We start from the raw sequence: 15,117 nt of genomic DNA, 5'->3' as shown, positions 1-15,117 counted from the left end.
GAAAATTTGGATACCATTATGAACCGATTTTGAACATGGGCCGCTAGAGACTGAAATGGGAAACATTGCTGTCAAGGCCGAACGCCTCTGCAAGAAGTATTCGATTACAGTAGGACACCGCGCTGACCAATCTCTCGCCGGCCGTCTCGCAGACAGTGTGCAGCGGCTGATCTCCTTTGAACGATCCAGCCGGAGGATACATTACCAGAGAGAGGATGTGTGGTCGTTGAGGGACGTTTCCTTTGAGATTGCCAAGGGCGACGTGGTCGGAATTATCGGCCGCAACGGAGCCGGCAAGAGTACCCTGCTCAAGATCCTGTCCCGTATCACTGAACCGACATCTGGGAGAGCTGAAATATTCGGGCGCGTGGGCACTCTGTTGGAGGTAGGAACGGGATTTCATCCGGATCTGACAGGGCGCGACAATATTTATCTCAGTGGCAGCATTCTTGGTATGGGAAAATCGGAAATCACGAGGAAATTCGACGAAATCGTCGCATTCGCGGGGATTGAGCAATATATTGATACGCCGGTCAAGCGATATTCCACTGGCATGTATGTCCGGCTGGCTTTTGCGGTCGGCGCGCATCTGGAACCGGAGGTGCTTATTGTAGATGAGGTACTCGCGGTTGGTGACATGCAATTCCAGAAAAAGTGCCTGGACAGGATGCACTATATGGGTGAGCAGGGGCGAACCGTGATTTTTGTTTCCCACAATATGCAGGCCGTGACAAGATTGTGTAGGCGGGTCTTATACCTTGAGAGAGGGCAGCTTGTCGGAGATGGTCCGACTCATCAGGTTGTTAGTTCATACTTGCATTCAGGAGTGGGAGCACGATCAAGCCGAGAATGGATCGATCAGCGATCGGCTCCCGGCGATGATCGTGTTCGCCTTCGAGGGGTTCGCGTCAGGCTCAGTGACGGACGAATTGACGATGTAGTCGATATAAGGCAGGGATTTGCGATCGAGATTGAATTTGAGGTATTAGAGGAGAGCCCAGCACTCACACCGTCGTTGAAGCTGATAGGGGAAGACGGCATAACACTGTTTGAGGCACTGGACCTAGACCCAGACTGGCGTCGGCGCAGTCGACCGCAAGGTCGATACGTGAGTACCGCGTGGGTACCAGGGAACTTCTTGGGTGAGGGAACGTTTTTTGTCAGCGCTTGGTGTCTCTCATTGGACCCATACGTCATTCACTTCGGGACAGAAGAGGTGATAGCGTTCCAAGTCATAGATAATCTGGAGGACGGTTCAGCTCGCGGTGATTACATGGGAGAACTTGAGGGAGCGATAAGGCCTATGCTGAAGTGGAGTACTCAGTTCTTTCCTGTCATTCACAGTTGAAATGGTGTGAAATTGAAATGGAACATCTGAGACCCGCCGTCGATAAAACTGCAGTCGTAGGATGTGATCCACCATCAACAGAGCAAGAGTATTACGCGAGGAGACTGTAAATGTCTGCGAAGCGGATCGTAAGGGGGATCATCGGCGGTCTACGAAGCTGGCTTACTGAAGAACTGCCTCAGGCCAGGCCTTCCACCTCAAACAGCGAGATTCCATTTGACAATAGCTATACATGGCTCTGGGGGACAATGGATCGGCTTATGAAGGATCCATTGTGTTGCAAACGGCCCGCATATATATGGGGTATTATGCAAGGCGCAGCGCTCAGCAAGGTTCTTGGGCTCGAGCGGATTTCCATTTTGGAGATCGGGGTCGCTGGTGGAGCCGGATTGGTGTCGATGGAACGAACGGCTGAACTCTGTTCAGATATTGTGGGAATTAGCATAGACGTGTACGGGTTTGATACAGGGGTTGGATTACCGAAACCGCAAGACTATCGAGATAATCCCTTTAAGTGGCGGGAAGGATACTATCCATGCGACAAGGACGAATTGCTTAGGAGACTAAAGCGGGCCTCACTCCGATTTGGATTGCTCAGTTCTACGGTTCCTGAATTCTTAACGGGCTCTCCTGCCCCAATGGCTTTTGTTGCGGTAGATCTAGGGATGTATACCTCAACTCGGGATGCCTTACGATTATTTGATGGACAGCACAAACATGTGATTCCACGCATGCCCTGTAGTTTCCGCTGCGCGGTTGGTAAAGATTTCAGTGAATTCTCAGGAGAGGGTCTTGCTATTACAGAGTTCAACGAAAGTCATGCGATGCGCAAGATTTCCGCTATCAAGGGCTTAGCTCATTATGTCCCGGCTCACTACCGTTGGTGGTGGACGGACCAGATGTATACTCTTCATGTCTTCGACCATCCGCTCTACAATGAGCCGGATGCCTATCAGCTTTCTGCCGTCATTGATATCAACGACAACGAAGTGTTTCAACGGTCCTGATCGAGCTAGTGCCCGGTACAAGGGGGGCGGATCATGAAAGCCGTCATTTTGGCTGGAGGAATGGGGACACGTCTCAGCGAAGAAACGCAGTTGCGCCCGAAGCCGATGGTGGAGATTGGCGGGAAGCCGATCCTCTGGCACATCATGAAGATCTATGCGGCCTACGGAGTGAGGGAATTTATCATTGCACTCGGCTACAAGGGTGAAATGATTAAGGAGTATTTTCTGAATTTTTACGCATTCAATAGCGACATCTCGGTCGACCTGGGGACTGGCCGGACAATTATCCAGGATTGCAAACGTGCAGAGGATTGGAACGTTCATCTGGTCGAAACTGGTTTGCACACCCAGACGGGTGGTCGCCTGAAGCGCTTGAAAAAGTGGCTAGGAGAAGACGAAACGTTTTTGTTTACCTATGGAGATGGAGTGTCGGATCTCGATGTCCAGGCGTCGATCAAGTTCCATAAGGCTCACGGCAAGTTGGCGACGGTGACGACGGTGCTTCCACCTGCGCGGTTCGGCAGGCTTCTCTACGAACAGGATCGAATCACTGAGTTCAAGGAAAAGCCTCATGGTGAAGAGGGGTGGATCAACGGGGGATTCTATGTGCTGCAGAGAGCAGCGATTGATTACATCGATGGGGATGAAATGGCATGGGAACGTGAGCCCATCGAGCGGTTGACCAAGGCGGGCCAGTTGATGGGATATCGGCACGAGCGGTTTTGGTCCTGCATGGATACGTTGAGGGAGAAGAATTACTTGGAAGAGTTGTGGGCCTCTGGAAAGGCTCCCTGGAAGGTCTGGTAGCGTCCGCGGTACTCGATGCACACACCTTTTCGGAGTAAGGCATGAAGACAAAGCGGCGTTTCAAGTGGCATCTGTCGTCGAACAATCTCTCGGAGCTGTCTGCTCAGGCACGAGTCTGGCTGGCTGACGATTGGATGCGGGTCGAGCAAGCCTTGGGCGATCAGGCCAGACAGTTGCAGGGGAAGCGGATCCTGCTGACCGGTGCGGCGGGTTTTCTTGGCTTCAACTTTCTGCATTTCTTCTCCTATCTAAACGGGCTTGAGAGGTCCGGGGAAAGAGGGAGGAGCAAGGCCATCCGCGTCGTGGCGGCCGATAATTTTCTTCGTGGATATCCCCGGTGGCTTGCGGAACTGGCCATGGCTGACGCCAACATCGAAATCCGCCGACGGGATATTGTGAAACCTTGGCTCAAACAGGACTCGCGTTTCGACTACATTATCCATGGTGCCTCTGTCGCCAGCCCGACGTTCTACAGGCAATATCCATTGGAAACGCTCGACGCAAATGTGACGGGCCTCAGGAACATGCTGGAGTTGGCACTGCGTGCCCACGTGGACAGTATGCTCTTTTTTAGTTCGAGCGAGATCTACGGTGATCCTCCTCCGGACGAAATTCCGACAAAGGAGTCGTACCGCGGCAATGTTGCCTGTACAGGGCCTCGTGCGTGCTATGACGAATCAAAGCGGCTAGGGGAGACGCTTTGCTATATCTATGCTGAAAAGTATCACGTACCGGTTAAGATCGTCCGTCCGTTCAACAACTACGGGCCTGGTCTCCGAATAAACGACCGGCGAGTGCTGCCTGACTTTTGTTCAGATGTTCTTGCCGGCCGCAATATCGCCATTTATTCTGACGGAAGCCCGACTCGGACCTTCTGTTATTCTTCGGATGCCCTCACCGGATATCTGCTGACGCTGCTGTCTGTATGTAGCGGGGAAGCCTTTAACATCGGAACAGACGGCCCTGAAATTTCAATGCGGGACCTGGGCCGCCTTGTGGCCAAGCTTGCCGGCGAGGATAGAGGTGTGGAATGTCGCACGAGTACAGACGCGGCCTACCTGAAGGATAATCCTCAGCGCCGATGTCCCGATCTGTCGAAAGCTCGCCAATTGTTGGGATATCAGCCTCAGGTGTATCTGGAAGATGGGCTCGACCGCTTGCTGCAGTGGTACCGACGGTTCCTTCCTCTTGAGGAAAGTATTCAATGAGAGGGGGACCTGATCAATCGGTGACCGGGATAATGGAAACAGAATGAATCTCTCGATAGTCGGGACAGGGTATGTGGGGCTTGTGACGGGGACGTGTCTGGCCGCTGCCGGCCATCGTGTGGCCTGTGTCGATGTACGGGCGAACATCGTAGAAATGATTAACAGTGGCCGACCGCCTATTTATGAGGCGGGGCTGGAGCTTCTGTTGTCGCAGGTCATCCGGGATGCGATGCTGACGGCCACGACCGACCTGGATTCCGCAGTGGCGAATAGCGATGTCACCATGCTGTGCGTTGGAACTCCCACGGTCAATTCCCAGACGGATTTGTCGCAGATTCAGCTGGCGTCTCAGTCGATTGGCGGCGCGCTTCGGAAGAAGACCGCCTATCATGTCGTGGTGGTTAAAAGTACTGTCCTCCCCGGTACGACGGAAGATCTCGTGCAGCCGTCCATCGAAAATGCCTGTCAACGAAAGCTTGGTGAAGGATGGGGTCTCTGTATGAACCCTGAATTCCTGCGGGAAGGCCAAGCCGTGGAAGATTGTCGATGGCCGGACCGTATTGTCATTGGTGTGTCCGACGACCGCGCTGCGGAAGTAATGCGCCAACTCTACGCGGGCTCGCACTGCCCACTGGTGGTGACGACCCCAAAGACCGCAGAAATGATCAAATACGTGGCCAATTCCTTGTTCGCGACTCTGATTTCCTTCTCGAATGAGGTGGGCAATTTATGTGCATCAGTGCCAGGTGTGGACGCGAGGGAAGTATGGCGAGGAGTCCATCTCGACCGCCGCTTGACGCCGATGCGTGCCGAGCCAGGTAAGCCAGCGGAGGTCGTTCATTATCTCTGGCATGGGTTGGGGTTTGGCGGAAGCTGCTTCCCCAAGGATGTGGCTGCACTCCGTGGATTCGGGAAGCGCAATGGAGTGGCCACGGGTCTTCTGGATTCTGTCCTGACCACGAATGAAACTCAACCTCTTCGGATGATCGATCTTCTTGAAAAGGAAATGGACGTGCCTAACAAGAAGGTGGCCGTGCTGGGGCTGGCATTCAAGCCCGGCACCGACGACCTGCGGGATTCGCCCGCGTTTCCCGTTATCAGGGCTTTAAAGAAACGAGGGGCGAAGGTCGTGGTTCATGATCCCGTTGCCATGCCGCTCGCACGGCGACACGATGAGCTGAGCGGCGTCGACTTTGCTTCCGATTGGCAGGATGCTTTGAAAGAAGCCGACGCCTGCTGCCTCGTAACCAGTTGGTCTGAGTATAAGGCGATCACGCCCGAACACTGCCTCCAATTCATGCGCCAGCCGGTGATCCTGGATGGGCGCGGATTCTTTGACCCCACGAGCTTTACACGGGCGGGTGTGATCTGGCGCGGTATTGGATACACGCCGATTGTACCGTTGCCGGCAGTGCCCAAGTGGGACTAGATTCAACGGCGAAGTTGTGAAGAAACATCCCGTGAAGGGGAAAAGTATGTCCCGATCCAAATGCCGTTTGTGTGCGTGTGATCTCGAGCACACATTTGTCGATTTAGGGATGTCGCCCTTGGCGAACAGCTATTTGCAGCCAGCTCAGTTGGGTCACATGGAGCGGTTCTATCCCCTGCATGTTTACGTATGTCAACACTGTTTATTGGTCCAGTTAGAGGAATTTCAAAGTCCCGAGGACATTTTTGGCGACTATGCATATTTTTCTTCCTACTCTGACAGCTTCCTCCAACATGCCAGATCCTATGTTGACACCGCCGTGGAGCGTTGGGGCTTAGCCGCCAAGAATCTGGTCGTGGAAGTTGCGAGTAATGACGGATATCTGCTCCAGTATTTTGTGGAACGGTCTGTGCCCGTGCTTGGCATTGAGCCAGCCGTCAATGTGGCTGCGGTGGCCATGCGAAAGGGCATTCCGACCGTGACGAAATTTTTCGGGATGGAGAGCGCCCGCCAACTCGCGGCGGAAGGCCGGCAGGGGGATCTGATTATTGCAAATAACGTGCTGGCGCACGTCCCACAAGTGAACGACTTTGTGGCGGGCTTGAAGATCCTGCTCAAACCGACCGGAGTGGTGACGGTCGAGTTTCCTCACCTGGCGCAACTAATGGCCCGCAATCAGTTCGATACGATCTATCATGAGCACTTCTCCTACTTTTCCTTCCTTGTGGTCGAGCGCTTGTTCGCGCAGCACGGCATAAAGGTGTTTGACGTTGAGGAAATCTGGACGCACGGCGGATCGCTGCGTGTCTACGGCTGTCATGCCGAAGACGATGCCAAGCATGTAAATGTCAGGGTGGACGAGTTGCGGTCACGAGAACGGCAAACAGGGTTCGCCGACCTTGCGCACTACCTGGCGTTCGGACCACAAGTTGAGGAAACAAAGCAGAAGCTCTTGTCGTTTTTGATTTCGGCGAAACGGGAAGGCAAGACGGTTGTGGGCTATGGGGCCCCGGCGAAAGCCATTACGCTTCTCAACTATTGCGGTGTACGGACGGACTTCATCGAATATACAGTTGATCGGAGCCCGCACAAGCAAGGCCAGTATCTGCCCGGGGTCCATGTTCCCATTTATGCCCCGGAGCGGTTGCGGCAGACGAGACCGCACTACGTGCTGATCTTTGCCTGGAATCTTCGGGAAGAAATCATGAGCCAGATAGCATACATCAGAGAGTGGGGTGGACAGTTTGTGGTGCCCATACCGGAAGTCGCGGTCTATTCCTGATCTGTGGGGGTGTTTCCGCGCAGGAAGGAAGAGGAGAGAAGTGTGAGAAATTGCGGATGTCCCGAGGGTCTCCGTGATCTCTTCGCTGTTGTTCCATGTCCCGAGAAAAGGTCAACACAAAGCCAGCACCGTCCGCTGCGGGGTATTTTCTCGACCTTGTCATGGTGCTGGCCAGTGTCGGCTGTGTTGGCCTGACATTCTATCTGGTCCTCATCCACGGCTGGACCGCGAAATATACGATCCTGATTGGAATCGCCGGTTTGTAGATCTGGGGAACTGAACTCTCCGACGAGCGAAAGGGAAATGTCGTCCTGCTTATGTTGTCTGTGGCGATCGCCTGTCAGTTGCCGAATCTTCTCCTCGCGTTTATTGATAGGACTGAACTTGCGGATCCTCCGACACGGTGGGTGTCTTCGCAGTCGGGGGAAGAACGGGAAGACCATGCAAAAGTTGCCTCGCGGTGGGGCGTGCCCTTCGACACACGCTCCAGGTTGGAGATCATGCAGGATCTTCGCAAAAGTGGCGTTGATGCATGGCCATCCGTTTCCCCTCGATTCTTAGTCAAGCGATGGTGGGAGCACTACTGGGGACCCACGCCGTTGTCGAATCCAGAGCTGGTCCTAAGCCTGAACGGACGGGAGGGAATTCCGATAGGAGGGATTTCTCACAGAGTGACCGTCTATTGCAACGAAAATGGAGAATATGTGACCTACTACAGTGGTGAACACGGATTCTCCAACCCGAAGGGGATGTGGAATCGGAATATTGACATCGCGGTTGTGGGAGACTCGTTTGTCCATGGGGCCTGTGTGCCTCTTGAAGCCGGCTTTGTCAGCCTGATCCGGCAGCGGTATCCCGGGACCATTAACCTCGGGAACGATGGTATCGGGCCGTTGCTGGAGCTGGGGATCGTCAAGGAGTATCTGCCCGCCTTGAAACCCAGGCTCGTCCTTTGGAGCTATTTCGAGGGGAATGATCTCCACGATATGAGCAAAGAGAAATATACCCTCGCTAAGCACTATCTTGAATCCAGCTTCACGCAGTGGCTCATCAACCAGCAGGAGGACATCGATCGGGCCATCATGGCGCATATTGAATTGGCGGTGGCGGCTCGAACATTGACCGCCAAGTTCCTCGCGTTTTCTGATGTGTTGCGCCATCCCCTTCGCCATCTCAGCACCTGGGAGCGCATCATCAAACTGTCCTATCTGTCTGATGCCGTGAAGGTTGCGCTGAGCCGGATCGATCGGCGCAGCGAAGGGCTTGGGCCGGACATCCCATACAATCCTTACATGAGCGAAGGGGATTTGGAGCTTTTCCGGCAGGTCTTGACTCAAGCCTATGAGACAATTCGTGGATGGGGAGGGACCATGGTGTTTCTGTATTTGCCGCAATATGAGCGATATCAGCCAAGTGTGCAAAAAGGTCAGCCCGATCGGGAGAAAATCCTTGAGATCGTACGTTCCTTGAATATACCCGTCATCGATATCCATGCGGCGTTTGAGCGACTGCCCGATCCCCTTGAAGTCTTCCCGTTTCGCCTTCCAACGCACTACAATCAACAGGGATACCAACTCGTGGCCGATGAAATCGTCCGATTTCTGGACCGTGCGGAGTTTCCCGCTGCGGAGGTAGAGGGTTTCGCTTCTCGCCTCTGAAGAGTGGCCTCATGCTCGAGTTACGTTCCGCGCATACGGATTCTCCCACTGGAGTCGGGCATGAAGCCTATGAGTTGATCCGTGAGATCTATCCCCTGTGCCGCAGTATCACCGGAGAGGGGGTTCGCGACACGCTGCGATCGGTTCAGCGCCGTATTCCGCTGACCATTGTTGAAGTGCCGTGCGGAACGCACGTGTTCGATTGGACCGTACCGCCGGAGTGGAATATCCGGGACGCGTATATCAAGAATCGGAGTGGAGAGCGCATCGTTGATTTCCGGCAGTGTAACTTGCACGTCATGAGCTATAGCGCTCCCGTGCATCGGACGATGACATTAGGGGAATTGAAGCCGCACTTGTTTACGATCCCCGAGCATCCGGAATGGATTCCCTATCGGACATCCTACTATCAAGAGAACTGGGGGTTTTGCCTCTCGCAGAAGCAGCTGTCGCAGTTGACCGATGGAGAGTATGAGGTCTGTATCGACTCGACCTTCACGCCGTCGGGGACATTGACCTATGGCGAGTGTTACCTGCCCGGAGCAACCGAAGAAGAGGTCCTGGTTTCGACCCATATCTGTCATCCATCCCTGTGCAATGATAATTTATCGGGAATTTCGGTCGCGGCCATGCTGGCGAAGACAATGGCCCAGCGCGAGCGGCGCTACAGCTACCGGTTCCTGTTCATTCCGACGACGATTGGATCCATCACCTGGCTGGCGACACACGAGGATGTCGTGCACCGTGTGAAGCATGGACTCGTGTTGACAGGACTGGGAGATAGGGGAAAGGTCACGTACAAGAAAAGCCGGCGGGGGGTAGCGGAAATTGATCGTGTCATGTCGCATGTTCTGAAGCATTCCGGGCAGGATCACGTGGTCGTTGATTTCATCCCCTACGGATATGATGAGCGGCAGTATTGCTCGCCGGCGTTCGATTTGCCCGTAGGAGTCATCATGCGGACTCCGCATGGAGCATATCCCGAGTACCACACGTCAGCGGATAATTTGGATTTGATCGATCCCCAGTCGTTGGCAGGAGCCTACGATCACTGTCTGATCGCATTCGACGTGTTGGAGCAGAACGGCGTCTATCAGAACCTCAATCCCAAGTGTGAGCCCCGGCTTGGCAAGCGCGGCTTGTATCGATCCATTGCAGGCCAACAGGAGAAGCAGAATCGTGAGCTTGCCATCTTATGGGTGCTGAACCTGTCGGATGGAACGCATAGCCTGCTGGATATTGCCGATCGAAGCGGACGGTCGTTTGAAGAGATCCGGCAGGCGGCCGACGCCTTGACCGCCTGCGGATTATTAAAAAACGCGGGGAGGTAGAATCATTCCTGACATGATGGAGGCACAGATGAATAACACCGTATACTACGATTCCCTCCTCTCAGACGACAGGCGACGTCAGGAGATTTTCCAAGGGCAATTGTTTGTGTATTCACCGAGACCGAGTACACTCGCATTCATCGACCATGCGCGCAAGCTCATCAAAGAGGCGTTTGCCCCGTTGGATCCTGAAACGGCCCAATATCAGATGTCGGTTGAGCAATATGCGGAGATATTGGGGAAGTTGAAGCCGGCCTTTATCCATCATCCGGATTCCAAGCGGCATATCCAGGCCATATTGACTGAAATGGGGGCCGATTTGAGCAAGACATACTTCGACGTGCCGAAGATGCGTAGCTCGACCAGCGATAATTTTCTCACGACTGGCATCGCATATGCTTGGCACCCTCACCGCGACACGTGGTATTCGGCGCCACCGTGTCAGGTGAACTGGTGGATACCCATTTACGACATTCAATCCGATAACGCGATGGCCTTCCACCCCAAGTACTGGAACCGCTACGTCAAAAATGATTCGAGCAGCCATAACTACTATGAGTGGAATAAGCAGCATCGGGGAGGGCATGTCTCCCAATTCCTGAAGTCGGATCCGCGTCCGCTTTCTCGGCCAACCGAGCCCATCGAGATGGATCCGCAGATTCGCCTCATCGTTCCGGCCGGCGGGGTGCTCCTGTTCTCTGCGGCGCAGATGCATTCGAGCGTGCCGAATACGTCGGGGAAAACACGGTTTAGTATCGACTTTCGTGTCGTGAATATCGAAGATGCGGCGGCACAACGGGGGGCGCCTCGGGTGGATGAAGCGTGCACGGGAACAACGATGCGGGATTATCTTCGCGGTACAGATTTCGTCTCGCGCATTCCCGAGGAAATTGTGACGTTGTATGACGATAATACGACGACCAAGGGCGACCTGATTTATCGGGGCGATCAGGGGGACTGACGCGGGGAATGGGCGAAAGAGGAGATTCGGTCCGGACATCGGTGAAGCTCGGCAAGCGAGAAGTTGTTGGGGTCATACCCGCAGCAGGTCGTTCCAGAAGGCTGGGATTGTTGCCCTGCAGCAAGGAGATCTTTCCCGTTGGGTTCTCCGCAGAGAGAGGAAACGCCCCGTCACGGCCGAAAGTGGCGGCGGAATATTTACTCGACAAGCTCAGGGCTGCGAATGTACCGAAGGCCTACATCGTCATTCGGGAGGGCAAATGGGACATTCCAGCTTATTTTGGCGACGGTCGGAACGTCGGGATGGATCTTGCCTATCTTGTCATCCCAGATTCCTGTGGCCCGCCTGACAGCGTGGATCGTGCCTACCCCTTCATAAGAGACCAGATTGTTGCTTTCGGCTTTCCCGATATTCTCTTGGAACCTGCCGATATATTCGGACCGTTATTGGGACAATTGAGGAAAGGTGGGTGCGACATCGTCCTGGGGCTGTTCCCAGTAATTGACGATTGTCGGGCGATGGACATGGTTGAATACGATGCGCATTCCCGGGTCAAAGCTGTGTTTCTGAAGCCGGACACGACGCATCTGCGATTCGCCTGGGCCTGTGCTGTCTGGACGCCTGTATTCACACGCTTTCTACATGAATTTTTGCGCTCAGACGACATGAAAAGAGAGGTCGGGCTGGGAGGTGAGCGGCGTCTTGATGCACAGGGCGATGTGCCGGTTGGAGCCGTGATCAAGTCGGCAGTGGAGCATGGGATGCACGTAGAATGCGTACCGTTCTCCGATGGCAGCTACATCGACATCGGCACGCCAAAGGATCTCGCAAGAGCCGCAAGGGGTTATCGATAAATGTCCGAACGGCACGTCTGGAAAGGGGGAACTGTGGCGCAATTACAACGGCCAGAGCTGGCTTACATGAACGGAAAACTAGTTCGCTGGGAAGAAGCTGTCTTGCATGTAGGATGCGAGGCCGTCACGCGCGGCCTGAACGTGTTCGAAGGGGTGAAAGCATATTGGCAACCGGATGGATCATTGAGTATTGCCATGCCTCGCCAACATTACGAGCGGCTTGCACGGTCGGCAAAATTGCTCCATCTGCCGTGTCCCGTGACGTACGCGGAATATGTGGGGGCTATCGATCAACTGGCCGGGGCCTTGGCCAAATCCGATCGGGACCTGTGGGCCCGAACTACCTTGTTCGGTGTCAGCGGGCATTGGGGAGAGGACACGGTCGCGGATCTTATTGTTACGGCATACCATCAGGATAAATCGCCTGCCTGTCCGATCCACATGGGGGTGAGTACATGGAGGCGGAGTGCCGACATAGCTCTTCCTCCGAGGATCAAGACGGGGAGCAACTACGAGGTCTCCCGGCTGGCGAGAATTGAAGGACGGGCACAAGACTGCGACGACATGATCCTGCTAAACTCGGCGGGGCGTGTTGCCGAAGCGACGGCATCCTGTATTCTCATGGTGCGAAAGGATACGGTCTACACACCGCCTCCTACAGAAGGAGCCTTGGAAAGCATTACGGTGGATGTGGTAGAGGCTTTGGCGGCATCCCTGGGCATTGCCTTTGTGCGAAGACCCATCGACCGCACGGAGTTATTGATCGCTGATGAGCTGGCTATCTGCGGAACGCTCCACGAAATCACGTTAGTGAAGTCGATCGAAGCGTCTCCTATCTACGGAAAAACACCAGTTCTCGGTGCGCTGCAGAATCGATATTTAGCCGCGGTGCGGGGGGAGCAGCCACATCCTGCGGTCGAGATGGTTGCGCTGGCATCCGTCAAGTCAGCGGCCACTTAATCTCCTTGAAGATTGAGCCTGCGGTGCAGGCCTATCGCCGATCCAAAGCGCTCCTCGTACGGGAGGGGGATCCCACTTTAGCGAGCGGCTTCCATTCCGGAGGAGAGGATATGAGCAGGAGCCGGCATCCTGCGGTATGCTGGCCCCCAATGTAGCTATGGGATGGGTGGATGAGGATGCGATGAAGAAATTGGTGACGATCGCGCTTCCGGTCTATAAGCGGCTGGATTACGTTGTCAGCGCGTTGCAATCAATTGCAGAGCAAGATTATCCCAATATTGAGTTGATTGTATCCGACAACGGTGAGAATGGTTCACTGGTCAAGGATCTGGCGGATCAGTGGTATCCGAGACCCTACCGCTTTCGCCAGAATCCGAGCACACTGCCTCTCCCCATTCACTACAATCAACTGATCGAGGCGGCGACCGGCGAGTACTTTGCCTTCTTGGACTATGACGACGTCATCAGTCCCAATTACGTGTCCGAGCTGGTTCGTATTCTCGACGATCATCCAGATGTTGCCGTGGCCTTGTCTCGAGAGGAAATTGTGGATCCGTCAGGGCGTATCCTGCGCGCATCATCGGCTGACATGCCGGAGCGATTCTCGGGACCGGATTTTCTCCGGTCGTGGACGATGTATGGGTACGAAAGTTATGCGACGGTGCTGGGGAGGACAGCCTATATCAAGGCAGATGGAGGACATCCGTTTTTTCCTGGCGGAACCTATACCGATGATGCCATCCTGATCAAGCTCTGTCTGAGAGGTGCGGTGGGGATCAGCCAGCGCTGTGTCTTTCGATGGCGGTGGAGTGAGATCAGCCATGGATGGTCGTTGAAATGCGCGAGTCTCGCCGAGGATACCAGACGGTTCCTACGGTTTCTCGACCGTGACCCCGCCATCTTGCGATACCAAGCGAAGGAGCCAAAAGAATGGCTCGACATCAAAAAGCATTTGTTCCGAATGGCCTGGCACACCTACTATGAACGCTGGGCAGGCCTGTATCGGGAGAGAATGCCCCCCGCGTCGTGGGTAAGAGCGGGGTTTGCTATGCCCTTCATCCGTGACTATTACGGTATGGTGAGCGAGGTCTTATGGTACGCCGTAAAAGGGAAGTGCATCAAATGCATCAAGCGCCTGGGGGTCGGCTCGCGGGGCATCGATCGGTCTGTTCAGTGAGCACCGTTTGTTTTCGGAAAAAAAAGAATGGGGCAGCATGGCAGCATGAGTATTGTTCAGAGGGGAGCATCTGATTGCTAAACGAAAAAACGGCGGCGGACTATGGAGGAGGCTCAATCATGAAACGAATATTGGTGACAGGGGCGGGCGGGTTCATCGGCCATCACTTGGTGAAATATCTGAAGGCGAATCGATACTGGGTGCGGGGAGTGGACATCAAGCTGCCCGAATATGAGCAGACGGCGGCAGATGAGTTTGAACTATTGGATCTTCGGCGATGGGCCGAATGTCTTCAAGCGGTGAGAGGGATTGAAGAAGTTTACAATCTCGCGGCGGACATGGGAGGAATCGGGTTCATCGAATCTCACAAGGCGCAAATCATGCACAACAGCGTGCTGATTAATATGCACATGCTGGAGGCGGCGCGTCTTCAAGGGGTCGGCAAGTTTCTGTTTACCTCTTCAGCCTGTATCTATCCCGGCTATAAGCAGAATTCTCCCGATGTGACGCCGCTTAAGGAAATCGATGCATACCCGGCTGAAGCGGAGGATGGGTATGGGTGGGAGAAGCTGTTCACAGAGCGGCAGTGTCGGCATTATTGGGAGGACTATGGGTTGAAGACGTATGTGGTCCGGTTTCACAACATTTTTGGACCCTTAGGTACCTATGAAGGCGGGCGGGAGAAATCGCCTGCCGCAATCTGTCGGAAGATCGCCATGGCGAAACCTGATGATGAGATCGAAGTATGGGGAGATGGGTATCAAACGCGGTCTTACTGTTATATCGATGATTGCGTCGAGGGCATCTATCGGTTAATGCAGTCGGATCTTCATGATCCGATCAATCTGGGACAGGACCGCTTGGTGAGCATCAACCAGTTAGTGGATATCGTAGCGGGGATCGCCGGGAAGCGGATCCGAAGGCGCCATGATTTGACCAAACCGCAGGGAGTTCGGGGACGGAATGCGGACCTCACATTGATGAAGCAGACCTTAGGATGGGAGCCGCGCATCAGCCTCGAACAGGGGCTGACGGAAACCTACAAGTGGATCCAACAGCAACTCCAGGCGCAAGGAAGGATTTAGTCATATACGT

General features: G+C 54.3%; 14 protein-coding genes. All 14 read left to right on the top strand.

Features of this window, described 5'->3' with window-relative positions; translation table 11 throughout:
• Positions 1–55: 55 nt before the first annotated feature.
• The 14 genes from QWI75_RS14540 (at position 56) to QWI75_RS14475 (ending at position 15,107) form a co-directional block, all read left to right on the top strand.
• Positions 56–1,348, top strand: a complete 1,293-nt coding sequence (locus tag QWI75_RS14540) for an ABC transporter ATP-binding protein (protein ID WP_289269304.1) — start codon at positions 56–58, stop codon at positions 1,346–1,348.
• A gap of 110 nt (positions 1,349–1,458) precedes the next feature.
• Entirely contained in the window at positions 1,459–2,355 is an 897-nt protein-coding gene (locus QWI75_RS14535; protein ID WP_289269303.1) for a hypothetical protein, read from the top strand.
• Positions 2,356–2,388: 33 nt separating this feature from the next.
• Complete coding sequence (gene rfbF, locus QWI75_RS14530; protein WP_289269302.1) at positions 2,389–3,162, top strand: glucose-1-phosphate cytidylyltransferase; 774 nt, start codon at positions 2,389–2,391, stop codon at positions 3,160–3,162.
• Between the two features lie 41 nt (positions 3,163–3,203).
• The gene (locus QWI75_RS14525; RefSeq protein WP_289269301.1) at positions 3,204–4,370 is read left to right on the top strand and encodes an NAD-dependent epimerase/dehydratase family protein; all 1,167 of its coding nucleotides are present in this window, start codon (positions 3,204–3,206) and stop codon (positions 4,368–4,370) included.
• Positions 4,371–4,413: 43 nt separating this feature from the next.
• Positions 4,414–5,799 carry a UDP-glucose dehydrogenase family protein gene (locus QWI75_RS14520; RefSeq protein WP_289269300.1) on the top strand — a complete coding sequence of 462 codons (1,386 nt, stop codon included), beginning with the start codon at positions 4,414–4,416 and terminating at the stop codon, positions 5,797–5,799.
• Between the two features lie 46 nt (positions 5,800–5,845).
• The gene (locus QWI75_RS14515; protein ID WP_289269299.1) at positions 5,846–7,081 is read left to right on the top strand and encodes a class I SAM-dependent methyltransferase; all 1,236 of its coding nucleotides are present in this window, start codon (positions 5,846–5,848) and stop codon (positions 7,079–7,081) included.
• Between the two features lie 95 nt (positions 7,082–7,176).
• Complete coding sequence (locus tag QWI75_RS14510) at positions 7,177–7,347, top strand: hypothetical protein (protein ID WP_289269298.1); 171 nt, start codon at positions 7,177–7,179, stop codon at positions 7,345–7,347.
• A 438-nt stretch (positions 7,348–7,785) separates the two neighbouring features.
• Complete coding sequence (locus QWI75_RS14505) at positions 7,786–8,739, top strand: SGNH/GDSL hydrolase family protein (protein WP_289269297.1); 954 nt, start codon at positions 7,786–7,788, stop codon at positions 8,737–8,739.
• 11 nt (positions 8,740–8,750) lie between these two features.
• Complete coding sequence (locus QWI75_RS14500; RefSeq protein ID WP_289269296.1) at positions 8,751–10,070, top strand: DUF4910 domain-containing protein; 1,320 nt, start codon at positions 8,751–8,753, stop codon at positions 10,068–10,070.
• A 28-nt stretch (positions 10,071–10,098) separates the two neighbouring features.
• Entirely contained in the window at positions 10,099–11,031 is a 933-nt protein-coding gene (locus QWI75_RS14495) for a phytanoyl-CoA dioxygenase family protein (RefSeq protein ID WP_289269295.1), read from the top strand.
• A gap of 41 nt (positions 11,032–11,072) precedes the next feature.
• A complete protein-coding gene (locus QWI75_RS14490) occupies positions 11,073–11,885 on the top strand; it encodes a nucleotidyltransferase family protein (protein WP_289269294.1) in 813 nt (270 codons plus the stop codon).
• A complete protein-coding gene (locus QWI75_RS14485) occupies positions 11,886–12,845 on the top strand; it encodes an aminotransferase class IV (RefSeq protein ID WP_289269293.1) in 960 nt (319 codons plus the stop codon).
• Positions 12,846–13,026: 181 nt separating this feature from the next.
• The gene (locus tag QWI75_RS14480; protein ID WP_289269292.1) at positions 13,027–14,022 is read left to right on the top strand and encodes a glycosyltransferase family 2 protein; all 996 of its coding nucleotides are present in this window, start codon (positions 13,027–13,029) and stop codon (positions 14,020–14,022) included.
• 119 nt (positions 14,023–14,141) lie between these two features.
• Entirely contained in the window at positions 14,142–15,107 is a 966-nt protein-coding gene (locus QWI75_RS14475; RefSeq protein WP_289269291.1) for an NAD-dependent epimerase/dehydratase family protein, read from the top strand.
• Positions 15,108–15,117 lie beyond the last annotated feature (10 nt).

The sequence above is a fragment of the Nitrospira tepida genome, assembly GCF_947241125.1.
Lineage (GTDB): Bacteria > Nitrospirota > Nitrospiria > Nitrospirales > Nitrospiraceae > Nitrospira_G > Nitrospira_G tepida.
Note: the sequence above shows the minus strand (reverse complement) of the source record. Positions and strands in the feature narration are given on the sequence as shown.

What these genes read in the sequence shown, in the direction of transcription:
- QWI75_RS14525 (WP_289269301.1), top strand. Translation starts at nt 3,204, where the DNA reads ATGAAGACAAAGCGGCGTTTCAAGTGGCATCTGTCGTCGAACAATCTC.
- QWI75_RS14540 (WP_289269304.1), top strand. Translation starts at nt 56, where the DNA reads ATGGGAAACATTGCTGTCAAGGCCGAACGCCTCTGCAAGAAGTATTCG.
- QWI75_RS14515 (WP_289269299.1), top strand. Translation starts at nt 5,846, where the DNA reads ATGTCCCGATCCAAATGCCGTTTGTGTGCGTGTGATCTCGAGCACACA.
- QWI75_RS14520 (WP_289269300.1), top strand. Translation starts at nt 4,414, where the DNA reads ATGAATCTCTCGATAGTCGGGACAGGGTATGTGGGGCTTGTGACGGGG.
- QWI75_RS14485 (WP_289269293.1), top strand. Translation starts at nt 11,886, where the DNA reads ATGTCCGAACGGCACGTCTGGAAAGGGGGAACTGTGGCGCAATTACAA.
- QWI75_RS14510 (WP_289269298.1), top strand. Translation starts at nt 7,177, where the DNA reads ATGTCCCGAGAAAAGGTCAACACAAAGCCAGCACCGTCCGCTGCGGGG.
- rfbF (WP_289269302.1), top strand. Translation starts at nt 2,389, where the DNA reads ATGAAAGCCGTCATTTTGGCTGGAGGAATGGGGACACGTCTCAGCGAA.
- QWI75_RS14535 (WP_289269303.1), top strand. Translation starts at nt 1,459, where the DNA reads ATGTCTGCGAAGCGGATCGTAAGGGGGATCATCGGCGGTCTACGAAGC.
- QWI75_RS14495 (WP_289269295.1), top strand. Translation starts at nt 10,099, where the DNA reads ATGAATAACACCGTATACTACGATTCCCTCCTCTCAGACGACAGGCGA.
- QWI75_RS14480 (WP_289269292.1), top strand. Translation starts at nt 13,027, where the DNA reads ATGAAGAAATTGGTGACGATCGCGCTTCCGGTCTATAAGCGGCTGGAT.
- QWI75_RS14500 (WP_289269296.1), top strand. Translation starts at nt 8,751, where the DNA reads ATGCTCGAGTTACGTTCCGCGCATACGGATTCTCCCACTGGAGTCGGG.
- QWI75_RS14475 (WP_289269291.1), top strand. Translation starts at nt 14,142, where the DNA reads ATGAAACGAATATTGGTGACAGGGGCGGGCGGGTTCATCGGCCATCAC.